Genomic DNA, 17,901 nt, shown 5'->3' with positions numbered 1-17,901 from the left:
CCCCAAATTCGTCATCCCAGCGCAGGCTGGGATCTCATGCCGCAGGGGCGCGACAGGAGCCGCAAAAGGCCCCAGCCTGCGCTGGGGTGACGGAATTAGGTAACACCGAGAATCACCGCGCCATCAACTCCACCAGCGCGTCCTCGGCGACCGGCTCCGACAACAAAAAACCCTGATAGATCTCGCACCCGCCCGCCGCGAGCAGCGCCAGTTGCGCGGGCGTCTCCACCCCTTCGGCGATCACCGCCATCCCCAGCGACCGCGCCATCGTGATCGCCGCGGCGACAATGACGCGGTCGCGCGCGCTGCCGTCGATGTCGCGGACCAGCGCCTTGTCGATCTTGACGTAATCGAGTGGCAGCGATTTCAGATAGGCAAGGCTTGAATAGCCGGTCCCGAAATCGTCGATTGCCACCCGGCACCCCGCCCCGCGCAACTCCGCCAGCAGCGCCGACGCCGCGGTGAGGTCTTCGATCAGCCCCGTCTCGGTGATCTCGATGGTCAGCCGCCCGCGCGGGAAACCACTGGCATCGACGCGCGCCAGGAACAGCGCGCCGAACCCCGGCCGCGCGATGTCGGCGGCGGACAGGTTCAGCGAGACTCTCAGCGTGCCCAACACCGCGGGCCACGCCGTCGCGCGCGCGAGCACGAGCTGCTGGATATGATCCGACAATGCCACGCCCAGGTCAGCGCGATCGGCGGCGGCGAACAGCGCGTCGGCACCCAGCGGCCCGAGCTTTTGGTGATTCCACCGCGCCAGCGCCTCGACCCCGGTGACGCGTCCGCTGGCGATCTCGACCTGCGGCTGGAAGCGGATGTCGATCTCGTCTCGCTCGATCGCATGATGCAGGTCGATCGCCAGCGCGTCGAGCGGCACCACGCCGTCGGGCAGCGCGATGTGGAGCATCGCACCGTCGCTCGCCTTGGCCGCGACCAGTGCCTCGCTCGCCCGTCGCAGCAGTGCTGCCGCGTCTTCCCCAGCCTGCGCCTCCGCCACGCCGAACCGGCACCCCAGGATCGCGAGCGCATCCGCCACCGCGAACGGCCGCGCCAGCGCCGCGTCGAGCGCGGTGATCGTCCGCGTCACGGCTGGTCCCGCGGCCTCCGCCACCAGCACGAACTCCGCACCGCCGAGCCGCGCGACCATGCCCGCTGCCCCCAGATGCTCGCACACGACCGCATCCGCGCGCCGGATCGCCGCCTCGATCAGCGCATCGACCGCAGGGCGGCCGTGCGCGGCGTTGACGATATCCAGCCGCGACAGCGCGATCAACACCGCCGCCACCGGACGCCCGTCCGCAAGCCGCTCGGCGATCCAGCGCCGGGCGTCGCCGGCATCGCGGTCGTGCCGCCAGCCGCCGGGCACCACCCGCCGTTCGATCGGCACTCCCGCCGCACGCGCGGCATGTCGTCCGGCGAAGCGCAGCGCCTGGACCAGCTCGCCGTCGCCGATCGGATCCAGCAGGAACTGCGTCGCGCCCAGTTCGAAGAATTCGCCGAGCGCATCGGCATCGACCTCCGACACCAGCACGACCAGCGCATCGCCGTTCGCCGCGACCGGCCCGCCGAGCGCCTGCGTCGCCGCCAGCCCCAGGTCCAGGGCGCCGCGCGCGTCGACGACGGCGACCGCCGCGCCGCTCGCCAGATAGGCCGCAGCGACGTCATCCTCGGTCTCGCGAACGTCCGCCTGCCACCCGGCGCCCGCCGCTAGATCGGCAATGGTGTCGCGATTGCGGAACGATACCGCGAACAGCGACGTTGCCTTAGGCATGTCTACACACTCGATCGCACCGTCTTCCATCGGTGCGAGCCTAGCCGCGGCATCGGCCTCCGCCAATGCAGGAACGCACTTGTTCGATCCCTCAGCGCAGCTTAGCTCCGATACCATGAACACCGCCCCCGCCACGCTCGCCACGCCGATGGTGGACACGCATGGCCGGACCATTCGCTATCTGCGAATTTCGGTGACCGATCGCTGCGATCTGCGGTGCCGATATTGCATGTCCGAAAAGATGACGTTCCTGCCCAAATCCAAGCTCATGAGCCTGGAAGAGATCGCGGTCGTCTCCGAACGCTTCATCGCCCGCGGCGTGACCAAGATCCGCCTGTCGGGCGGCGAGCCCTTGGTGCGCCGCGATGTCGGCGAGCTCGTCCAGCGGCTCGGGCGCCACGTCGGCGCTGGCCTCGAAGAACTGACGATGACCACCAACGGCACGCGTCTCGCCGAGCATGCCGACCAACTGGTCGATGCGGGTATCCGCCGCGTCAACGTCAGCATCGACAGCCGCGACCCCGACCGGTTCCGCTACATCACCCGCCACGGCGACGTCTCGCAGGTGCTTGCCGGGATCATGGCGGGCCGCGACGCCGGCCTCGCGATCAAGATCAACATGGTCGCGCTCAAAGGCTTCAACGAGGACGAGATCGCACCGATGCTCGCCTGGTGCCGCGACGAAGGCTTCGACCTGTCGTTGATCGAGACGATGCCACTCGGCGCGGTCGACGAGGATCGGACCGACCGTTTCCTGCCGCTGACCAAGGTGTTCGAAGACCTCGGCACCCAATTCACGCTGACCCGTGATGCGCGGACCACCGGCGGTCCGGCGCGCTACTGGTCGGTCGATGGCGGCCCGACGCGGCTCGGGCTGATCTCGCCGCTCACCGCCAATTTCTGCGACGGCTGCAATCGTGTACGGCTGACGACCGAGGGGAAGCTGTACATGTGTCTGGGCCATGACGACCAGGTCGACCTGAAGGCGGCGCTGCGCGACGGCGGTATCCCCGGTCTCGACGCCGCGATCGACGCCGGGCTGTACGCCAAGCCCAAGCGCCACGACTTCCAGATCGGTACGCCCGCAGTCGCGCGCCACATGAGCGTCACCGGCGGATGACGACCTATCTGCGGCGGGCGCTGGTGGCGTCGTCGGCCCCGGCCGCGCATGCGGCGCAGACAGAGCTTGCCGATATGGGCGAGTGGGTCAGCGTCGAGGAGGCCGACGTCATCATCGCACTCGGCGGCGACGGCTTCATGCTGCAGACGCTCCACGCGATGCTGGCCCGTCGCCAGCCCGTCGTGCCGGTGTTCGGCATGAACCTCGGCACCGTCGGCTTCCTGATGAACGAATGGCGCCACCACGGGCTCGAGGGGCGGCTGGAGCGCGCGAAATCGTTCAAGGTCGTGCCGCTCAGCATGACCGCGGTCGGCGTCGATGGCCGCACCTACACGCTGCCCGCGATCAACGAGGTCTCGTTGCTGCGCGAAACCCGCCAGACCGCGAAGCTCGAGGTGACGGTCAACGACCGCATCGTACTGCCCGAACTCGCCTGCGACGGCATTCTCGCCGCCACCCCGGCCGGCTCGACCGCGTACAACCTGTCGGCGCAGGGGCCGATCCTGCCGCTCGGTTCGGGGATGATCGCGCTGACCCCGATCAGCCCGTTCCGTCCGCGGCGCTGGCGCGGCGCGATCCTCCCCGACAAGGCGCGGATCGGCATCCGCGTGCTCGACGCCGGCAAGCGGCCTGTCTCCGCGGTCGCCGACCAGCGCGAGATCCGCGACGTTGCGCAAGTCGACATCTGCATGGACCGCACCCGCGAGCTGACCCTGTTGTTCGACCCCGAACACGCGCTCGACGACCGGATCACGATGGAACAGTTCGTGGCGTGAGCCGCGCGAACGATGTTTTTGGGGAAACCCGCTTGCATCCTCCGGTCGGCCAGTTATAGAGCCGCCTCCGGCAACGGTCCCTGATAGCTCAGCGGTAGAGCTCTCGACTGTTAATCGAGTGGCCGTAGGTTCGAATCCTACTCAGGGAGCCAGTTGCCGGAGAGTTGCAGTGCCCATATGGCACGCCAGGCAGGCACAGCCGCCGACATTACCACGCAAACGCGAACAGCCCGATCAGCGCAGACCCATGTCGCGCTTCTCGGTCATTGTCTCGTCTTGGAAAGTAAGGCGCGGTCGCTGTCACGACCGCGCCTGTTCGTTCAGCGAAATTTGCCGCTCAGCTGTACGCCGATGACGCGCGGTTCGTTGAACACTGCGGCCATGTAGTTCTCGATCACACCCTTCAGGTTCTTCTCGTTGGTGATGTTGCGTGCGAACACCGACAGTTCGTAGGAATCGTCCGGTGCTGCGTAACCGACCTTCAAGCCGCCTTCGAAGTTGCCGTTCGCGGTGAACTCCTTGGTCTTGTACAGCACGAACTGCGTGTAGCCCTGGATGTTGAAGTCGCCTGCGATGAAGACGTTGCCGCCATTGCCGATCGGCTGGTCGTAGCGCGCGGTGATATCGACATTGTACTCGGGCGCGTTGGGCAGCGGGTTGCCGTTGATCTGCGCCAGCACCGCGGGCGACCCGAAGATCGTCCGGTTGATCGTCGGATCCTCGACCGTGCAGACCACCACGCCGTTGAGCGCGCAGACCTGCGCATAGACGCGCGTGTCCTTGATCTCGCTGTGGAGCAGGCTGAGACCCAGCCCCAGCGTCAGGTTACGCGTCGGGCGCCAGTTCGCCTCGCCCTCGAAGCCGTACGCATCCGCCTTGTCGGCGTTGAACAGCACGCCGTTGCCGTTGGCATCGTTGCCGTTCAGCTGAATGTCGCTGACCCGGTAGCCGAAGATCGTGCCGTTGAGCGTCAGCGTGTCGTCGAGCAGCTTGGTCTTGATGCCCGTCTCCCACGACAGGATCGTTTCCGACTTCGCGGTGGTGAAGTCCGAGTTGAAAACCGCCGAGCGCCCCTGGATCGTCGGCCCGCGGAAGCCGCGCGCGACGCGGCTGTACAGGTTGACGTTCGGGCTTGCCTCATAAGCGATGCTGACGTCCCAGCTCGGCTGGGTGTCCTTCAGCGTCACGTCGCGGCGGCCGCTTGCGGGATATTGGTTGACGCCCAACGCGGTTGCCGAGGTCTTGAGCAGCTGGGTGCGCTTCTTGTCCTCGGTGATGCGGCCGCCCGCGGTGACCGTCAGCCGGTCGTCCAGCTTGTAGCTGGCCTGACCGAAGCCCGCCCAGGACGTGTTGACGTTGTGCAGCCGCACCCAGTTGTTCGGGTTCGGCCCGGTGCCGTTGAGGTCGGGACGAACCAGGAAATAGCCGCGCTGATAGAAATCGGTGATGTCGCGGCTGTCGAAATACATCCCGCCGACCTGCCAGTTGAAACGGTCGCCGCCGGGGCTGGCGAGCCGCACTTCCTGCGTCCACTGATCGAGATCGCGGATCTGGCCCTGGCTCTCACCGTAAGACGGCCGACCCGGGAAGTTCGCCGCCGCGCCGCCATCGGTATCGCCGCGGCTGAAGCCCGAGGTGGTCTCGTACGCGGTGATCGAGGTCAGCACCGCTCCCCCGAAGTCATACGATGCCCGCGCCGACCCGCCATAGGTGTTGTAGCTCTGCGGGTTGTCGTTACCCTCGTCGAGCGACACCGACCCGCGCGGCTCGTTCTTGACATTGTTCGAGCCCTTCACGAGCGCGCCGCGGTGGAACAGCGTTGAGGTGCCGTCATACCAGCGCGCATGCCCCGACAGGTCGACCGAGAATTTGTCGCCCGGCGTGAACAGCAGCTGCCCGCGAACGTTGCGGTCGTCGAAGCCGCCCATCGCGTTCTTGCGCGGCGTCTGGGTGTTGTCGGCGCTGAGCGGGCCGTTGTAGCGGTTGTCGACGAAGTTCGCGCGGTGCTGGACCAAAGTCGAGATGCGGAATGCGAGCAGGTCCTTGATCAGCGGCCCGCCGAAGCCGGTGTCGAGGTTGGTCGTGTAGTTGGTCCCGACCGACATCGTCGCCCGGCCCTGGAAGGTCTGGGTCGGCTTGTAGGTATCGAACTTGATGATGCCCGCGGTCGTGTTGCGCCCGAACAGCGATCCCTGCGGACCGCGCAGCACCTCGACCTGCTGGACGTCGTAGACCGGGTTCGACTTCAGCACGACATGCTCGAGGACGACGTCGTCCTGGATGATCGACACCGGCTGCGACGCGCCGAGGTAGAAATCGATGTTGCCGAGCCCGCGGATGTAGAAGCGCGGGAATATCCGGCCGGTCGTCGTCTCGACATACAGGCCGGGCACGCGACCCGACAGCGACAGCAGCGTATCATCGCCGCCTGCGGTGTAATCGCGCAGCTGGTCGCCCGCGATCACGCCGACCGATACCGGCACCTTCTGGAGGTTCTCCGACCGACGCTCGGCGGTGACGACGATGTCGCCGACACCGTCTTCGGCGGTCGAAGCCTGGCCCGCGTCAGTCTGGGCGGCGGTATCCTGCGCGTGCGCGGCGCCGGACAGCGCCAACGCAGTCAGCGCGCCGGTCAACAGGAAGCTGGTCCGCAAGGCGGCGAGTTTGGTCACGAAATTCCCCTTCGATTTGGTCGCGGGGCGCCCCTGCTCCGTCTACGTCGTTCGATCGCGCGACGGTACGCTACCCCGGCCGCGCGAGTAGAGCGCTATTGTGACAGGTTCGCGGCAGCACCGAAGGAGCACTTTTCGTGGCGCCTCACACTCGCGGCAATTTCACCCGCCGCAGTGTGGCGATGACGTCGCGGGCACCAGGCGGGGCGACCTGCACGAACAGGTCGAACAGGTCCTCGTCCGCCAGGTCGTCGATCGCGGTGCCGATCGGCAAGGCGATCGCCTGCCGACTCCGCGCCCCGGGCTGCGCTTCGAGCACGATCGTTCGCCAGGCCATCCCGACCGGAGCCGGCCCCGTGACGTCGTCGAACTCACCGGGCACCATGTTGCGGATCCGCAGACGCCGGTCGGCGTGGCTGCCGAACCAGGCAGCGTCGCCAGCCGTGGCGATCTGCGTCGCCTGCGTTCGCGATACCGGCCGCTGTTCGTTGATCATGTCCGTTCCTCCGCGCGCCGAACCCAGATCGCCGCCCCGCCCGCGCATAGCGGAACGTGGGGATGAGCACAGGTCAGGAAAAATATTGTCGGGCCCAGCGCCACCGAGAGAACAGATCGCACAATTGACGGGTCGCGATCGGTCTAATGCTATCTCAACGCACGACGAAAGACGTTGTGGTGATGTGGTAAACGGTCTGAACCACGCCGACCGGAAGCGTCGCTTCGCCGTCTTCCTTCTTGCTGGCGACCAACAGATATCGACCGCGCGCGGCGGGACGCGCATCGACCATTCCCGCAGCGTCCGTCTTCAGGACGGTCTTGGACCGATCGGGTGCGAACACTGTCACTTCGACACCAGCCACCGGGGTGTTCTCGCGCAGAAGGGCGAAGCGCGATCCGTTGGCAGTCAGGGGAACCAGTTCGAACGCCAGCTTGGCCACGGCCTCGGCGCGCCCGGCGCGGGCGTAATAGACGACAGCCTCCTTCTGGCCGTCCTTCCCCCAGGGCGCGAAGACCGTATCGTCCCACGCGCGAACGTCGCCGGGTGGCACCTTGGCCTCGAGAAACCCGGTGCGGCGCACGAGCACCGCGTTGGGATGCGATAGCAAATGTGGCGCTTTCAACTTTGCGAATTCGGGGTCGCCACCGGGCGGCATCGGCTCACCCGGCTCTCCCAAATAGATCCGCGCAGCGCCCACTCCATCGCGTTCGATCCAAATCTCATGCCCCTGCGCGGCTACCGGCAGGCAGAATAAAAGGGCGGATAGAGCAATGCGCATCGGCGACGTCCTCGGAATGATGCTCCATCATACCGCACGCGCTATTATGAACAATCCGTCATGTTCGCCCGAACCGAAACACGCCCCCTGCGATCAAGGCTCCTCGATGCGCCGGTCGATTGGCTGCTGCCGTCGGAATCCCAATCAACAAGTACCCTAAACTAAGAGCCTTCGATCGCTTGGCGCCGTGTGCAACACCTCATCAACGATCAAGTAGGAGACGATAGCCAATTCCGAGTTCATTCGCGATCACGGTTCCAACTCCGGATGTACCCTCGAGTTTCAACCGGAGATTGCGGACGACGATTCGCAGATACTCGACGCGCTTTTCCTGTTCGGTCGGCCAGGCGACATCCATGATCCGCTGGTGGGTGATCACCTTGCCGGGCGCCGTCGCCAGGGTAGCCAGCACGTCGTATTCCTTGCGCGTGAGATGCGTTTCCTCGCCGTTCCTACGGACGACGCGATGTTCGAAATCGATCTCGATGTCGCCCGACCGAAGGATCGTCGGCATGGCGGGCGTTGCGCCCCGATTGCGCAGCGCGACCCGCAGTCTCGCTAAAATCTCTTCGGAATCAAATGGCTTGGTAATGTAATCGTCAGCGCCCAGGTCGAGCGCCGCAACCTTTTGGTCGGTCGCCTCACGCGCGGACACGACCAGGATGATGGGGTCTCCCAGCCGCTTCAGCAGCCCGACGAGTTCCAGGCCGTCCCGGTCGGGCAAACCCAGGTCCAGCAGTATCGCGGTGGGATGGAGCGTCCCGGCAGCGGCCAGGGCATCGGCGCCATTCGCGGCTTCGCTGACGGTGTAGCCGGCGCGCTCCAGCGTATTGCGCAACAGACGTCGGATATAGAGCTCGTCGTCCACGATGAGCACGGTCAGCCCGTTCACAGGATCATTCCTCCGTCGCTGTCGCGAACCACGAGAGTCTTGGGAAAGCACAGGCTGAATCGCGCGCCGCGGACGTCGTCGTCGCGATTGGCCGCTTCCACGGTCATGCCCATGGCCTCAGCAAACGCCTTCACGATCGCAAGGCCAAGGCCCGTCCCGCCCATCGCCCGGTCCGATCCCTCCAGCCGGCGGAAGGTTTCGAAGACCTCCTTTTCCCGGCCGGGCGGCAGGCCCAGCCCCTGATCGATCACCGACAAGGTCAGCACGTCGTAGCGGTGTTCGCCGCGGATGATGACCGGCGTACCCGGGTCGGCGTAGCGCCCGGCATTGTCGAGCAGATTGAGCAGACAGTGATGCAGCAATTGCGGATCGACGTTGACCAGCGGCAGGTTGGGCGGGACCTCCAACATGATCGCATGCCCTTCGAGGACGCGCTTGGTATCGTGCACCGCGCTGGCCACCGCATCGGTCAGATCGGTCGCTTCGACGCGCAGGCGCAACGCGCCCGCCTCGACACGGGCCATGTCGAGCAGGTTGCCGACGAAGCGATTGAGCCGTGCCGCCTCGTTCTCGATCGTCGCGATCAACTCGGGCGTCGCACCGCGGTGGAGTTCGGCAGCGGCGGCGATCACCGAGGTCAGCGGCGTGCGCAGGTCGTGGCTGACCGACGACAGCAATGCCGCACGCAACCGATCGCGCTCGCGGACCGCGTCGACATCGCGCATCTCGCCTTCGAGCCGCGCGCGTTCGAGTACCAGCGAGGCTTGGTCGACCAGGCTCATCAGCAGCGGCAACTGGTCCGACCGTACCGGATCGCCCCCCGCCTCGCGCGCCAGCCCGAGCACCGCCAGCGTCCGCTCGCCTGCGCGCAACGGCTGGAAGAACCATTCCGACGCTGCCAGCGTGCTCGATCCGCGACCCGCGGGCGTGCCGGTGTCGTACGCCCATTGCGCGGCGGCCATCTCCATCGTCTCTAGCCGATAGTCCACGCCATTGGCCGCCTGCACCGTCAGCCCGGTATCCTCCGCGACCAGCGTCACCGCGCGCACGCCGAACAGTCGCCCGACCTCTTCGCAGATCGCGCGCGCGAGCGCGGCCGGTTCGTTGAGCGACGTCAGCTGGCGCAGAAAGCCCGCGAGCGCCGCGTTGGTCCGCGCGCTCGCAGCGGCGATATCGGCCTGCGCGCGGACCCGCGAGGTGAGCTGGCTGGTGACGAACGCGATGCCGAGCAGCACGAGGATCGAGATCACGTTCTCGGGATTGTTGATCGTCAGCGTGCCGGTCGGCGGCAGGAAGAAGAAATTGTACGCCACCGACGAGGCCACGCCTGCAAACAGCCCGGTGCGCAGGCCGAACAGGCTCGCCGCGGCCATCACCGGCAACAGATACAGCAGCGCGACATTGCCGAGGTTGAGCACGTGGAACAGCGTGCTGGCGACACCCGTGACGCCGGCCACCATCGCCGTCGTCCAGGCGTAGCCAGCCTTGCTGCCCCAGCCACCGGTGCGCCTGCCCGCGGTCGGCGCGGCGGCGCCGGTCTCCGTCGGCAGGACGTGGACCGCGACCCCCGGTGTCTCGCGGACGATCCGATCGACCACCGAGCCGTGGCGCAGTTCGAACCAGCGCGAGCGGGTCGACTTACCGACCACCAGCTGGGTCGCGCGGGCTTCGGTCGCGAAGGTCTTCAGGCCGTCGACCACCGATGCCGCCGGCACGGTCGCGACCGCCCCGCCGAGCTGCGTCGCCAGGTTGAAGACCGCGGCAAGGCTGCGATGCTCCGCCTCGCCGAAGGTCTGCGCGCGCGGTGTCTCGATGTACACTGCGGTCCAGGGCGCGTGCATCGCGTCGCCGATCCGCTTGGTCGCGCGGACCAGCCCCGGCGCGGCGGGCAGTTCGCTGATCGCGACGACGATGCGCTCGCCCCCTGCCCAGGTGCCGCCGACGCCCAGCGCGCGGACATGGTCGAGCATCTGTGCATCGACCGCCTGCGCGGCGCGACGCAACGCGAGTTCGCGCAGCGCCGACAGGTTCGACTTGGAGAAGAAGTGCGACAGCGCGCGCGTCGCCTCCTGCGGCAGATAGACCTTGCCCGCCTTCAGCCGCTCGATCAGTTCATCCGGCGGGATGTCGACGACCTCGATCTCGGCCGCCTCGAGGATGCTGTCGGGCACCGTCTCGCGCACGCGGACGCGGGTGAACGAGGCGACGACGTCGTTCAGGCTTTCGATGTGCTGGATGTTGATCGTCGAATAGACGTCGATCCCGGCCGCCAGCAGCTCCTCGACATCCTGATAGCGTTTGGGATGGCGGCTGCCCGGCGCGTTAGTATGCGCAAGCTCATCGACCAGCACGAGCCGGGGACTGCGTTCCAGGATGGCATCGAGGTCCATCTCGTCGATCGTGTGGCCTTCATATGCGACGCCGCGACGAGGGACGATCTCGTGCCCGCGGGTCAGCGCCTCTGTCTCGGCGCGGCCGTGCGTCTCGACCACGCCGACCACCACGTCGACGCCCGCGCGCCGTCGCTCGGCGCCTTCGGAGAGCATTTCATAGGTCTTGCCGACGCCGGGTGCCGCGCCGAGGAAGATCTTCAAACGGCCAAGGCCCTCCTGCGACGCCTGTCGCAGAAGGGCCTCGGGAGATGGTCTGGCCGCCGTCTCGCTCAACGCGCGGTGCCGCTCGCGTCGAGCGCGCGGTTGAGCGCGAGGACGTTGACGTGCGGCTCGCCGAGGATGCCGAACAGCGCGGTTTCGGTGTTGGCGGTGACCAGCGCGCGGACGCGCTCGACCGGCAGCCCACGGACCCGTGCGACGCGCGCCGCCTGCAGCATCGCGGTGTCGGGCGAGATATCGGGGTCGAGGCCCGAGCCCGATGCGGTCACCATGTCGGCGGGGAGCGGCCCGGCATTGCCCCCGGCGCGCTGTTTGGCGACGTCGGGCTTGATCCGGTCGACCAGCGCCTGGCTGGTCGGCCCGAGATTGGAGCCCGACGAGGCGAGGCCGTCATAGCCCTTGCCGGCAGCCGACGGCCGGGTCTGGAAATAGCGGTCGCTGGTGAAGGCCTGGCCGACCACGGTCGAGCCGACGACCTTGCCGCCGGCCGTGACCAGGCTGCCGTTCGCCTGGGAGGGGAAGATCGCCTGTCCGATACCGGTCATGGCGAGGGGATAGACGATCCCGAGCAGGATCGCGAACAGGATCGTGAGGACGAACGCCGGGCGAAGGGCGGAGGTGAAGTCGGATGTCATCGAAGAATCCTCGAATTTTTAGAAAAACGCAGTCGCAACGTACCCGTCACCCCGGACTTGTTCCGGGGTCCATCGTGCCGCAAACTCAAAGGCCTGAGAGTTCGCGGCACCATGGATGCCGGACCAAGTCCGGCATGACGGAGTCCATCGTGCCGCAAACTCAAAGGCCTGAGAGTTCGCGGCACCATGGATGCCGGACCAAGTCCGGCATGACGGAGCGGTTTTGGGTTCACGCGAGCCCCAACCCACCGACCAGCAAGTCAATGAGCTTGATCCCGACGAACGGCGCGAGCAGCCCGCCGAGGCCGTACACCGCCAGGTTGCGCGCGAGCAGCGGCCCTGCGGCCATCGGCTTGTACGCCACGCCCTTCAGCGCCAGCGGCACCAGCATCGGGATGATCACCGCGTTGAAGATGATCGCCGACAGGATCGCCGATTCCGGCGACCCCAGTCGCATCACGTTCAGCACGCCGAGCCCCGGATAGAGCACGACGAACATCGCCGGGATGATCGCGAAGTACTTGGCGACGTCGTTGGCGACCGAGAAGGTCGTCAGCGCCCCGCGGGTCATCAGCAACTGCTTGCCCAGACCCACGACCTCGATCAGCTTGGTCGGATCGCTGTCGAGATCGACCATGTTGCCCGCCTCGCGCGCCGCCTGCGTACCCGTGTTCATTGCCACGCCGACGTCTGCCTGTGCGAGCGCGGGCGCGTCGTTGGTGCCGTCGCCGCACATCGCGACCAGTCGCCCGCCCTGCTGTTCCTTGCGGATCAGCACCAGCTTGTCCTCGGGCGTTGCCTGCGCGAGGAAGTCGTCGACGCCGGCTTCCGCCGCGATCGCGGCGGCGGTGAGCGGGTTGTCGCCGGTGATCATCACCGTGCGGATGCCCATCGTGCGCAGCTCGCCGAAGCGTTCGCGGATGCCCGCCTTGACCACGTCCTTCAGGAAGATCGCGCCGAGCAGCCGGCCGTTGAGTGCGACTGCGAGCGGCGTGCCGCCCGCACGCGCGATCTCGTCGGTGATGCGGCGCAGTTCGGTCGCCGCCGCGGTCTGGCCCGCCCCGGGGTTCGCCTTGAGGATCGAATCGACCGCGCCCTTCTGGATCAGCGCGCCATCGACCTTCACGCCCGAGATACGGGTCTGCGCGGTGAAGGGGATGATCTCGGCGCCGACCGGCAGCGCCGTCGTGGTGACGCCGAACTTCTCGCGCGCCAGTACGACGATCGAGCGGCCTTCAGGGGTTTCGTCGGCGAGGCTGGCGAGGCTGGCGGCTTCGGCCAGTTCCTGCTGGCTGACGCCGCCGACGCTGCGGAATTCGCTCGCCTGGCGGTCGCCGATCGTGATCGTGCCGGTCTTGTCGAGCAGCAGGACGTCGATGTCGCCCGCGGCTTCGACCGCACGGCCCGACTTGGCGAGCACGTTGAAGCGCACCAGCCGGTCCATCCCTGCAATGCCGATCGCCGACAGCAACGCCGCGATCGTGGTCGGGATCAGCGTGATCAGCAGCGCGGCGAGTATCGGGATCGGCACCTTGCCGCCGGCATAGGCCGCAAAGCCCGGGATCGTGCCGACCGCGATCAGGAAGATGATCGTCAGCCCGACGAGCAACAGCGTCAGCGCGATCTCGTTCGGCGTCTTCTGCCGCTCGGCGCCCTCGACCAGTGCGATCATGCGGTCGAGGAACCCCTCGCCCGGATTGACCGACACGCGCACGCGGATTTCGTCGGAGATGACGCGCGTCCCCGCGGTCACCGCCGAGCGATCGCCGCCCGCCTCGCGGATCACCGGCGCGCTCTCGCCGGTGATCGCCGCCTCGTTGACCGACGCGACCCCCGCGACGACGTCGCCGTCCGAGGGGATCAGGTCGCCGGTCTCGACCAGGACGATGTCGCCGACCGTCAGACGGCTGGACGGGACCAGTTCCCAGGTCTTGCCGACCCCGGTCAGCAGCTTGGCGCGGAGTTCGGCCTTGGTATCGCGCAGCGACGCGGCCTGCGCCTTGCCGCGGCCTTCGGCCAGCGCCTCGGCGAAGGTGCCGAACAGCACGGTCAGCCATAGCCAGACGACGAGCTGAAGCTTGAAGCCGGTGCTGAGCCCGTCCTGCCCGATGACGAGCAGCACGGTCATCAGCGCGGCGACGACGGCGGTGACGAACATCACCGGGTTGCGGATCAGCTGCCGCGGATCGAGTTTGCGGAAGGCGTCGCCGATCGCAGGTGCGATCAGCTCGGCCGTGAACAGCGACTTGGTAGGGGTGCGTGCCATTTTGGCCAATCCCGTCAGAAGGTTTTGCCGCTGATCATCGCGAGATGATCGGCGATGGGGCCGAGCGCGAGGCTCGGCAGGAAGGTGAGACCACCCAGGATCGCGATGATCCCGATCAGCAGGCCGACCCACAGCACGCCCGTCGTCGGGAACGACCCCGCGCTTTCCGGCGTGTACTTTTTGGCGGCGAGCGACCCGGCGATCGCCAGCATCGGCACGATCACGAAGAACCGCCCCAGCCACATCGCGACACCCAGCAACCCGTCATAATAGGGCGTCGCCGCGGTGAGACCGGCAAAGGCCGAGCCATTGTTGCCGACGCCGCTGGTGAAGGCGTAGAGGATCTCGGTGAAGCCATGCGGTCCCTTGTTGAGCGGCCCGGCCAGCCCCGCGGGCAGCACGGCACTGATCGCGGTGAAGCCCAGAATGACCAGCGGCAGGATCGCGATCGCGAGCACCGCCAGCTTCACTTCGCGGGATTCGATCTTCTTGCCGACATATTCCGGCGTGCGCCCGACCATCAGGCCCGCGACGAACACCGCGAGGATGGCGAACAGCAGGAAGCCGTAGATGCCCGCACCGACGCCGCCGATCACGACCTCGCCGAGCTGCATGTTGATCAACGGGACCATGCCGCCGAGTGCGGTGAAGCTGTCGTGCATCGCGTTGACCGCGCCGCACGATGCGGCGGTGGTGACGACGGCGAACAGCGACGACGCGGCGATCCCGAAGCGGACCTCCTTGCCCTCCATGTTGCCGCCCGCGACACCCAGCTGGTGGACGATCGGGTTGCCGGCCGCCTCCTGCCAATAGGTGACAGTGACGCCCGCCAGGAACAGCACGAGCATCGCCGACAGGATCGCCCAGCCCTGCCGGGTGTTGCCGACCGCCTTGCCGAACGTCCAGGTCAGGCCGAAGCCGATGACGAAGATCGACAGCATCTGCACCAGATTGGTGAGCGCGGTCGGGTTCTCGAACGGGTGCGCCGAGTTGGCGTTGAAGAAGCCGCCACCATTGGTGCCGAGCATCTTGACCGCTTCCTGGCTGGCGACCGGGCCGAGCGCGAGCGTCTGCTTGACGCCTTCGAGCGTGGCGACGTCGACCGTGCCCGCGAGCGTCTGCGGCACGCCGCTGGCGATCAGGAACAGCGTGTAGACGACGCAGATCGGCAGCAGCAGGTACAGCGTGACGCGCGTCGCATCCGCCCAGAAATTGCCGATCGTGGTCGCGGAGCGCCGCGCGAAGCCGCGGAACAACGCGAAGGCGAGCGCGATGCCGGTCGCGGCCGACAGGAAATTGTGGATCGTCAGGCCGAACATCTGGCTGAGGTTCGACATGGTGGATTCGCCACCATAACTCTGCCAGTTGGTGTTCGTCGTGAAGCTGACCGCGGTGTTGAACGCGAGATGCTCGGGCAGCCCCGGCAGCCCCTGCGGATTGCCCGGCAGCACGCCTTGCAGGCGCAGCACCGCATAGGTCAGCGCCATCAGCATGGCGTTGAACAGCAGCATGTGCAGCGCGTAACGGCGCCAGCCCTGCTCCTTGGCCGGGTCGATACCCGCAAGCTTGTAGAATCCGCGCTCGACGGGGCCGAGCACGACGTGCAGCGGCGTACGCCGGCCTTCGTAGAGGGCGAATAGCCACAGGCCGACGGGCTTGGTCAGCGCCAGCAGGATGCCGACGAAGCCCAGGATCAGGATCCATCCCTGGATAGTCATGACGACGCGCTCCTAAAAGCGTTCGGGGCGGATGAGCACCGCCACGAGATAAATCAGCAGCCCGAGCGCGACGATCGCGGCGAGCCAGAGGTCGAGATTCATGATGTCGTCCTTGGCTTCAGGCGTTGTCGCACAGGCGGACATAGGCGAGCGTCGCCGCCACCAGCCCGACCATCACGGCTATCCAGAGTAGATCCTGCATCGGATGATCCTTTTCAGAAGGCGGCGGTGAACGAGGCGACGATGGTGCCGTCGGCGATCGACCCGCTGCCGTCCTGGCCGCGGCTGAAGCTCGGCTGGAGGTAGGCGGCACGGCGGCGCGTGATGTCGGTGTCGACATAGCTTACGTTGAGCGTCAGGTTCTTGTACGTGGCGTCCGCGCCGAGCGACCAATCCCAGTATTCGCCGGTCGGTGCCGCGCTGGTCGCGTTGGGGCCGAGGCCGTCATTGCCCCAGCTATGCCCGATATGCGCCTTGGCGGTCAGCGGCGTGCCGGCAACCGCGACCGCGCCGTCACCGGTGAGGTAGAGATTGTCCTCCTTGTCGCCCGCATCGGTATAGACGCCGGCGGCGGCATCGGCGCCGGTACGATACCATTTGCCCAGCGCCTGCTGCGGCGGCGCGTAGAACACGCTGGCGGTCAGCGTCGCCGGCCCCGTGGTGCCGCTGAGCTTCGCGTACCCTTCCGCATAGTCGGTCTTCGACGCGCCGCTTGGATACATGTACCAGGTCAGCCCGACGTCGAGCGTCGCGTTGTCGGCAAGCTTGTGCTTGTAGCCGCCGATCAGGTCGAGCTCCATGTTCGAGCCGCCGAACGTGCCCCAGCCCGACAGGTTCGAGCCCCAGGCGCCGACATAGACACCGCTCTGGTGCGCGACCGTCAGGCCACCCTGGATCGCGCCGCCCTTGTCGGACTGCGACACGCCGCGCAGGCGATAATCGGTGGCAATCGTGGCCGAGCCGCTGATCGTGATCGGCGAAGGCGGCGCGGTATCGGCCGCGTCCTGCGCCAAGGCCGGCGTCGCGGTTGCGGCCAGAACGCCAAGCGCCGCAACAAGTCGAAGATCGTACATATGTGTCCCCATAGGCACGCGATCTTCGCCGACCGTCTTTGATCAGCGAACCCGCGAGGACACCCAATTAGGCCTTGGTCGCATAGCAATTCGAGATCGATTTCGGGGTTTCGCATATGTTTGGCGTAGTATTTCGCGCATTAAAGACCGCAATCGCCCCCTGCGTCGCGCAACGGCAGATGCCGCCGGTATTTCAGCCCGGGCTAACTGACAGCGACGAGCTCGGCCCGATCTTTTGCCAGGGGTTGGCGTAACGCCCGAGCGGAATGCTGAGATAACCGAGTTTGTACGCGGTGACCGAGCGCAGACAAATGAATTGCCTATCTGCTGCGTCGGACGACAAGCCAATATGGGTCGAATGCTGACAGGTATGTTGGGGTACAGCCAAGATGACGATCGCTTGCGACCTCTTGGCGCACTGAACCGTACACACGGGGACCGCCGATCCAGACGTGGCTTGTTCGATCAAACACAACGATACGCTTAGGCGAACGACGGTTTCCATCGGGGTCGAGGGCGCTGGCCGCCAAGCCTGGTCGGGTCGACAGGACAGTCATCGCTGCGGTGCGCGTGATGTGCTTCGACGCTTGCACCATCGGTTGCGCCCGGCGCCGCTGTCCGCGCCTAGGCGGCGGTGACCTTGCCGCATCACGACCGCTCTCCGTCGTCGGAGGTCTCGTTATCTCCTTCCGTCTCAGGGTCTTTTCCGCCGCCGTCGATCACGATGCGGAACGTCACTGTCGGCGGCTCTTCAGCTGGCCCAAGACCAGTCGCGTGGCAGGCGCAACGGATCGAGTAATAGCCGTCGGGCATGCGCATGAGCCGGGCATCGGCACCGCAGAGCTCGCAACTGCGTTCCGATTTGGCGCGGGCGGCATCGAAGATCGCATGGGCCTCGGCGCTGCCGCTACCGATATGGATGCGCAGGCTGCCGAACTTCTCCTTGGCCTGGCTGATCCGGATCGTCGGATCGATCGCATGCAGCCGCTCGACCGTATCCTGCAGCGTCGGCCGCCATCCCGCAGGAACGGCGGCCAGCCACGTCAGGTTGTAGGTCATGGTCATCATGTTTTCCGTCTGGTTCATCGC

14 protein-coding genes and 1 tRNA gene are annotated in these 17,901 nt (G+C 66.7%); 3 read left to right on the top strand and 12 right to left on the bottom strand.

The window, feature by feature from the left end; translation table 11 throughout:
• Positions 1-112: 112 nt before the first annotated feature.
• The gene (locus tag U1701_RS05570; protein WP_332781553.1) at positions 113-1,771 is read right to left on the bottom strand and encodes a putative bifunctional diguanylate cyclase/phosphodiesterase; all 1,659 of its coding nucleotides are present in this window, start codon (positions 1,769-1,771) and stop codon (positions 113-115) included.
• A 115-nt stretch (positions 1,772-1,886) separates the two neighbouring features.
• On the opposite strand from U1701_RS05570, the gene moaA reads away from it, so the two are divergent.
• The 3 genes from moaA to U1701_RS05555 all read left to right on the top strand — a co-directional run bounded on the left by moaA (position 1,887) and on the right by U1701_RS05555 (position 3,819).
• Positions 1,887-2,891, top strand: coding sequence for a GTP 3',8-cyclase MoaA (gene moaA / locus U1701_RS05565; RefSeq protein ID WP_332781552.1), 1,005 nt, complete (start codon positions 1,887-1,889; stop codon positions 2,889-2,891).
• A complete protein-coding gene (locus U1701_RS05560) occupies positions 2,888-3,667 on the top strand; it encodes an NAD kinase (RefSeq protein WP_332781551.1) in 780 nt (259 codons plus the stop codon). The genes moaA and U1701_RS05560 overlap by 4 nt, the downstream gene beginning before the upstream one ends.
• A 77-nt stretch (positions 3,668-3,744) precedes the next feature.
• A tRNA-Asn gene (locus U1701_RS05555) sits at positions 3,745-3,819 on the top strand.
• A 168-nt stretch (positions 3,820-3,987) separates the two neighbouring features.
• Here the strand turns inward: U1701_RS05555 and U1701_RS05550 are convergent.
• The 11 genes from U1701_RS05550 to U1701_RS05500 all read right to left on the bottom strand — a co-directional run bounded on the left by U1701_RS05550 (position 3,988) and on the right by U1701_RS05500 (position 17,898).
• A complete protein-coding gene (locus U1701_RS05550; RefSeq protein ID WP_332781550.1) occupies positions 3,988-6,339 on the bottom strand; it encodes a TonB-dependent receptor in 2,352 nt (783 codons plus the stop codon).
• Between the two features lie 145 nt (positions 6,340-6,484).
• Entirely contained in the window at positions 6,485-6,835 is a 351-nt protein-coding gene (locus U1701_RS05545) for a hypothetical protein (RefSeq protein ID WP_332781549.1), read from the bottom strand.
• Between the two features lie 154 nt (positions 6,836-6,989).
• Complete coding sequence (locus U1701_RS05540) at positions 6,990-7,616, bottom strand: DUF4198 domain-containing protein (protein WP_332781548.1); 627 nt, start codon at positions 7,614-7,616, stop codon at positions 6,990-6,992.
• A 202-nt stretch (positions 7,617-7,818) separates the two neighbouring features.
• Positions 7,819-8,499, bottom strand: coding sequence for a response regulator (locus U1701_RS05535; protein WP_332781928.1), 681 nt, complete (start codon positions 8,497-8,499; stop codon positions 7,819-7,821).
• A gap of 5 nt (positions 8,500-8,504) precedes the next feature.
• Complete coding sequence (locus U1701_RS05530) at positions 8,505-11,102, bottom strand: DUF4118 domain-containing protein (RefSeq protein WP_332781547.1); 2,598 nt, start codon at positions 11,100-11,102, stop codon at positions 8,505-8,507.
• 68 nt (positions 11,103-11,170) lie between these two features.
• A complete protein-coding gene (gene kdpC / locus U1701_RS05525) occupies positions 11,171-11,755 on the bottom strand; it encodes a potassium-transporting ATPase subunit KdpC (protein WP_332781546.1) in 585 nt (194 codons plus the stop codon).
• A gap of 229 nt (positions 11,756-11,984) precedes the next feature.
• On the bottom strand, positions 11,985-14,021 hold the full coding sequence (kdpB, locus tag U1701_RS05520; protein ID WP_332781545.1) for a potassium-transporting ATPase subunit KdpB: 2,037 nt from the start codon (positions 14,019-14,021) through the stop codon (positions 11,985-11,987).
• A gap of 14 nt (positions 14,022-14,035) precedes the next feature.
• On the bottom strand, positions 14,036-15,739 hold the full coding sequence (kdpA, locus tag U1701_RS05515; protein ID WP_332781544.1) for a potassium-transporting ATPase subunit KdpA: 1,704 nt from the start codon (positions 15,737-15,739) through the stop codon (positions 14,036-14,038).
• A 12-nt stretch (positions 15,740-15,751) separates the two neighbouring features.
• On the bottom strand, positions 15,752-15,841 hold the full coding sequence (gene kdpF, locus U1701_RS05510; protein ID WP_332781543.1) for a K(+)-transporting ATPase subunit F: 90 nt from the start codon (positions 15,839-15,841) through the stop codon (positions 15,752-15,754).
• 113 nt (positions 15,842-15,954) lie between these two features.
• Positions 15,955-16,812, bottom strand: coding sequence for a TorF family putative porin (locus tag U1701_RS05505; RefSeq protein WP_332781542.1), 858 nt, complete (start codon positions 16,810-16,812; stop codon positions 15,955-15,957).
• 648 nt (positions 16,813-17,460) lie between these two features.
• Positions 17,461-17,898: a hypothetical protein gene (locus U1701_RS05500; protein ID WP_332781541.1), complete on the bottom strand. Its 438-nt coding sequence runs from the start codon at positions 17,896-17,898 to the stop codon at positions 17,461-17,463.
• Between the last annotated feature and the right edge of the window lie 3 nt (positions 17,899-17,901).

It is taken from the genome of Sphingomonas rhamnosi (assembly GCF_036663615.1).
GTDB lineage: Bacteria > Pseudomonadota > Alphaproteobacteria > Sphingomonadales > Sphingomonadaceae > Sphingomonas.
Note: the sequence above shows the minus strand (reverse complement) of the source record. Positions and strands in the feature narration are given on the sequence as shown.

Bases quoted from the DNA above. Each gene is read 5' to 3' on its own strand.
- U1701_RS05540 (WP_332781548.1), bottom strand. From the start codon at position 7,616: ATGCGCATTGCTCTATCCGCCCTTTTATTCTGCCTGCCGGTAGCCGCG.
- kdpC (WP_332781546.1), bottom strand. From the start codon at position 11,755: ATGACATCCGACTTCACCTCCGCCCTTCGCCCGGCGTTCGTCCTCACG.
- U1701_RS05505 (WP_332781542.1), bottom strand. From the start codon at position 16,812: ATGTACGATCTTCGACTTGTTGCGGCGCTTGGCGTTCTGGCCGCAACC.
- kdpA (WP_332781544.1), bottom strand. From the start codon at position 15,739: ATGACTATCCAGGGATGGATCCTGATCCTGGGCTTCGTCGGCATCCTG.
- U1701_RS05545 (WP_332781549.1), bottom strand. From the start codon at position 6,835: ATGATCAACGAACAGCGGCCGGTATCGCGAACGCAGGCGACGCAGATC.
- U1701_RS05570 (WP_332781553.1), bottom strand. From the start codon at position 1,771: ATGCCTAAGGCAACGTCGCTGTTCGCGGTATCGTTCCGCAATCGCGAC.
- kdpF (WP_332781543.1), bottom strand. From the start codon at position 15,841: ATGAATCTCGACCTCTGGCTCGCCGCGATCGTCGCGCTCGGGCTGCTG.
- moaA (WP_332781552.1), top strand. From the start codon at position 1,887: ATGAACACCGCCCCCGCCACGCTCGCCACGCCGATGGTGGACACGCAT.
- U1701_RS05560 (WP_332781551.1), top strand. From the start codon at position 2,888: ATGACGACCTATCTGCGGCGGGCGCTGGTGGCGTCGTCGGCCCCGGCC.
- U1701_RS05500 (WP_332781541.1), bottom strand. From the start codon at position 17,898: ATGAACCAGACGGAAAACATGATGACCATGACCTACAACCTGACGTGG.
- kdpB (WP_332781545.1), bottom strand. From the start codon at position 14,021: ATGGCACGCACCCCTACCAAGTCGCTGTTCACGGCCGAGCTGATCGCA.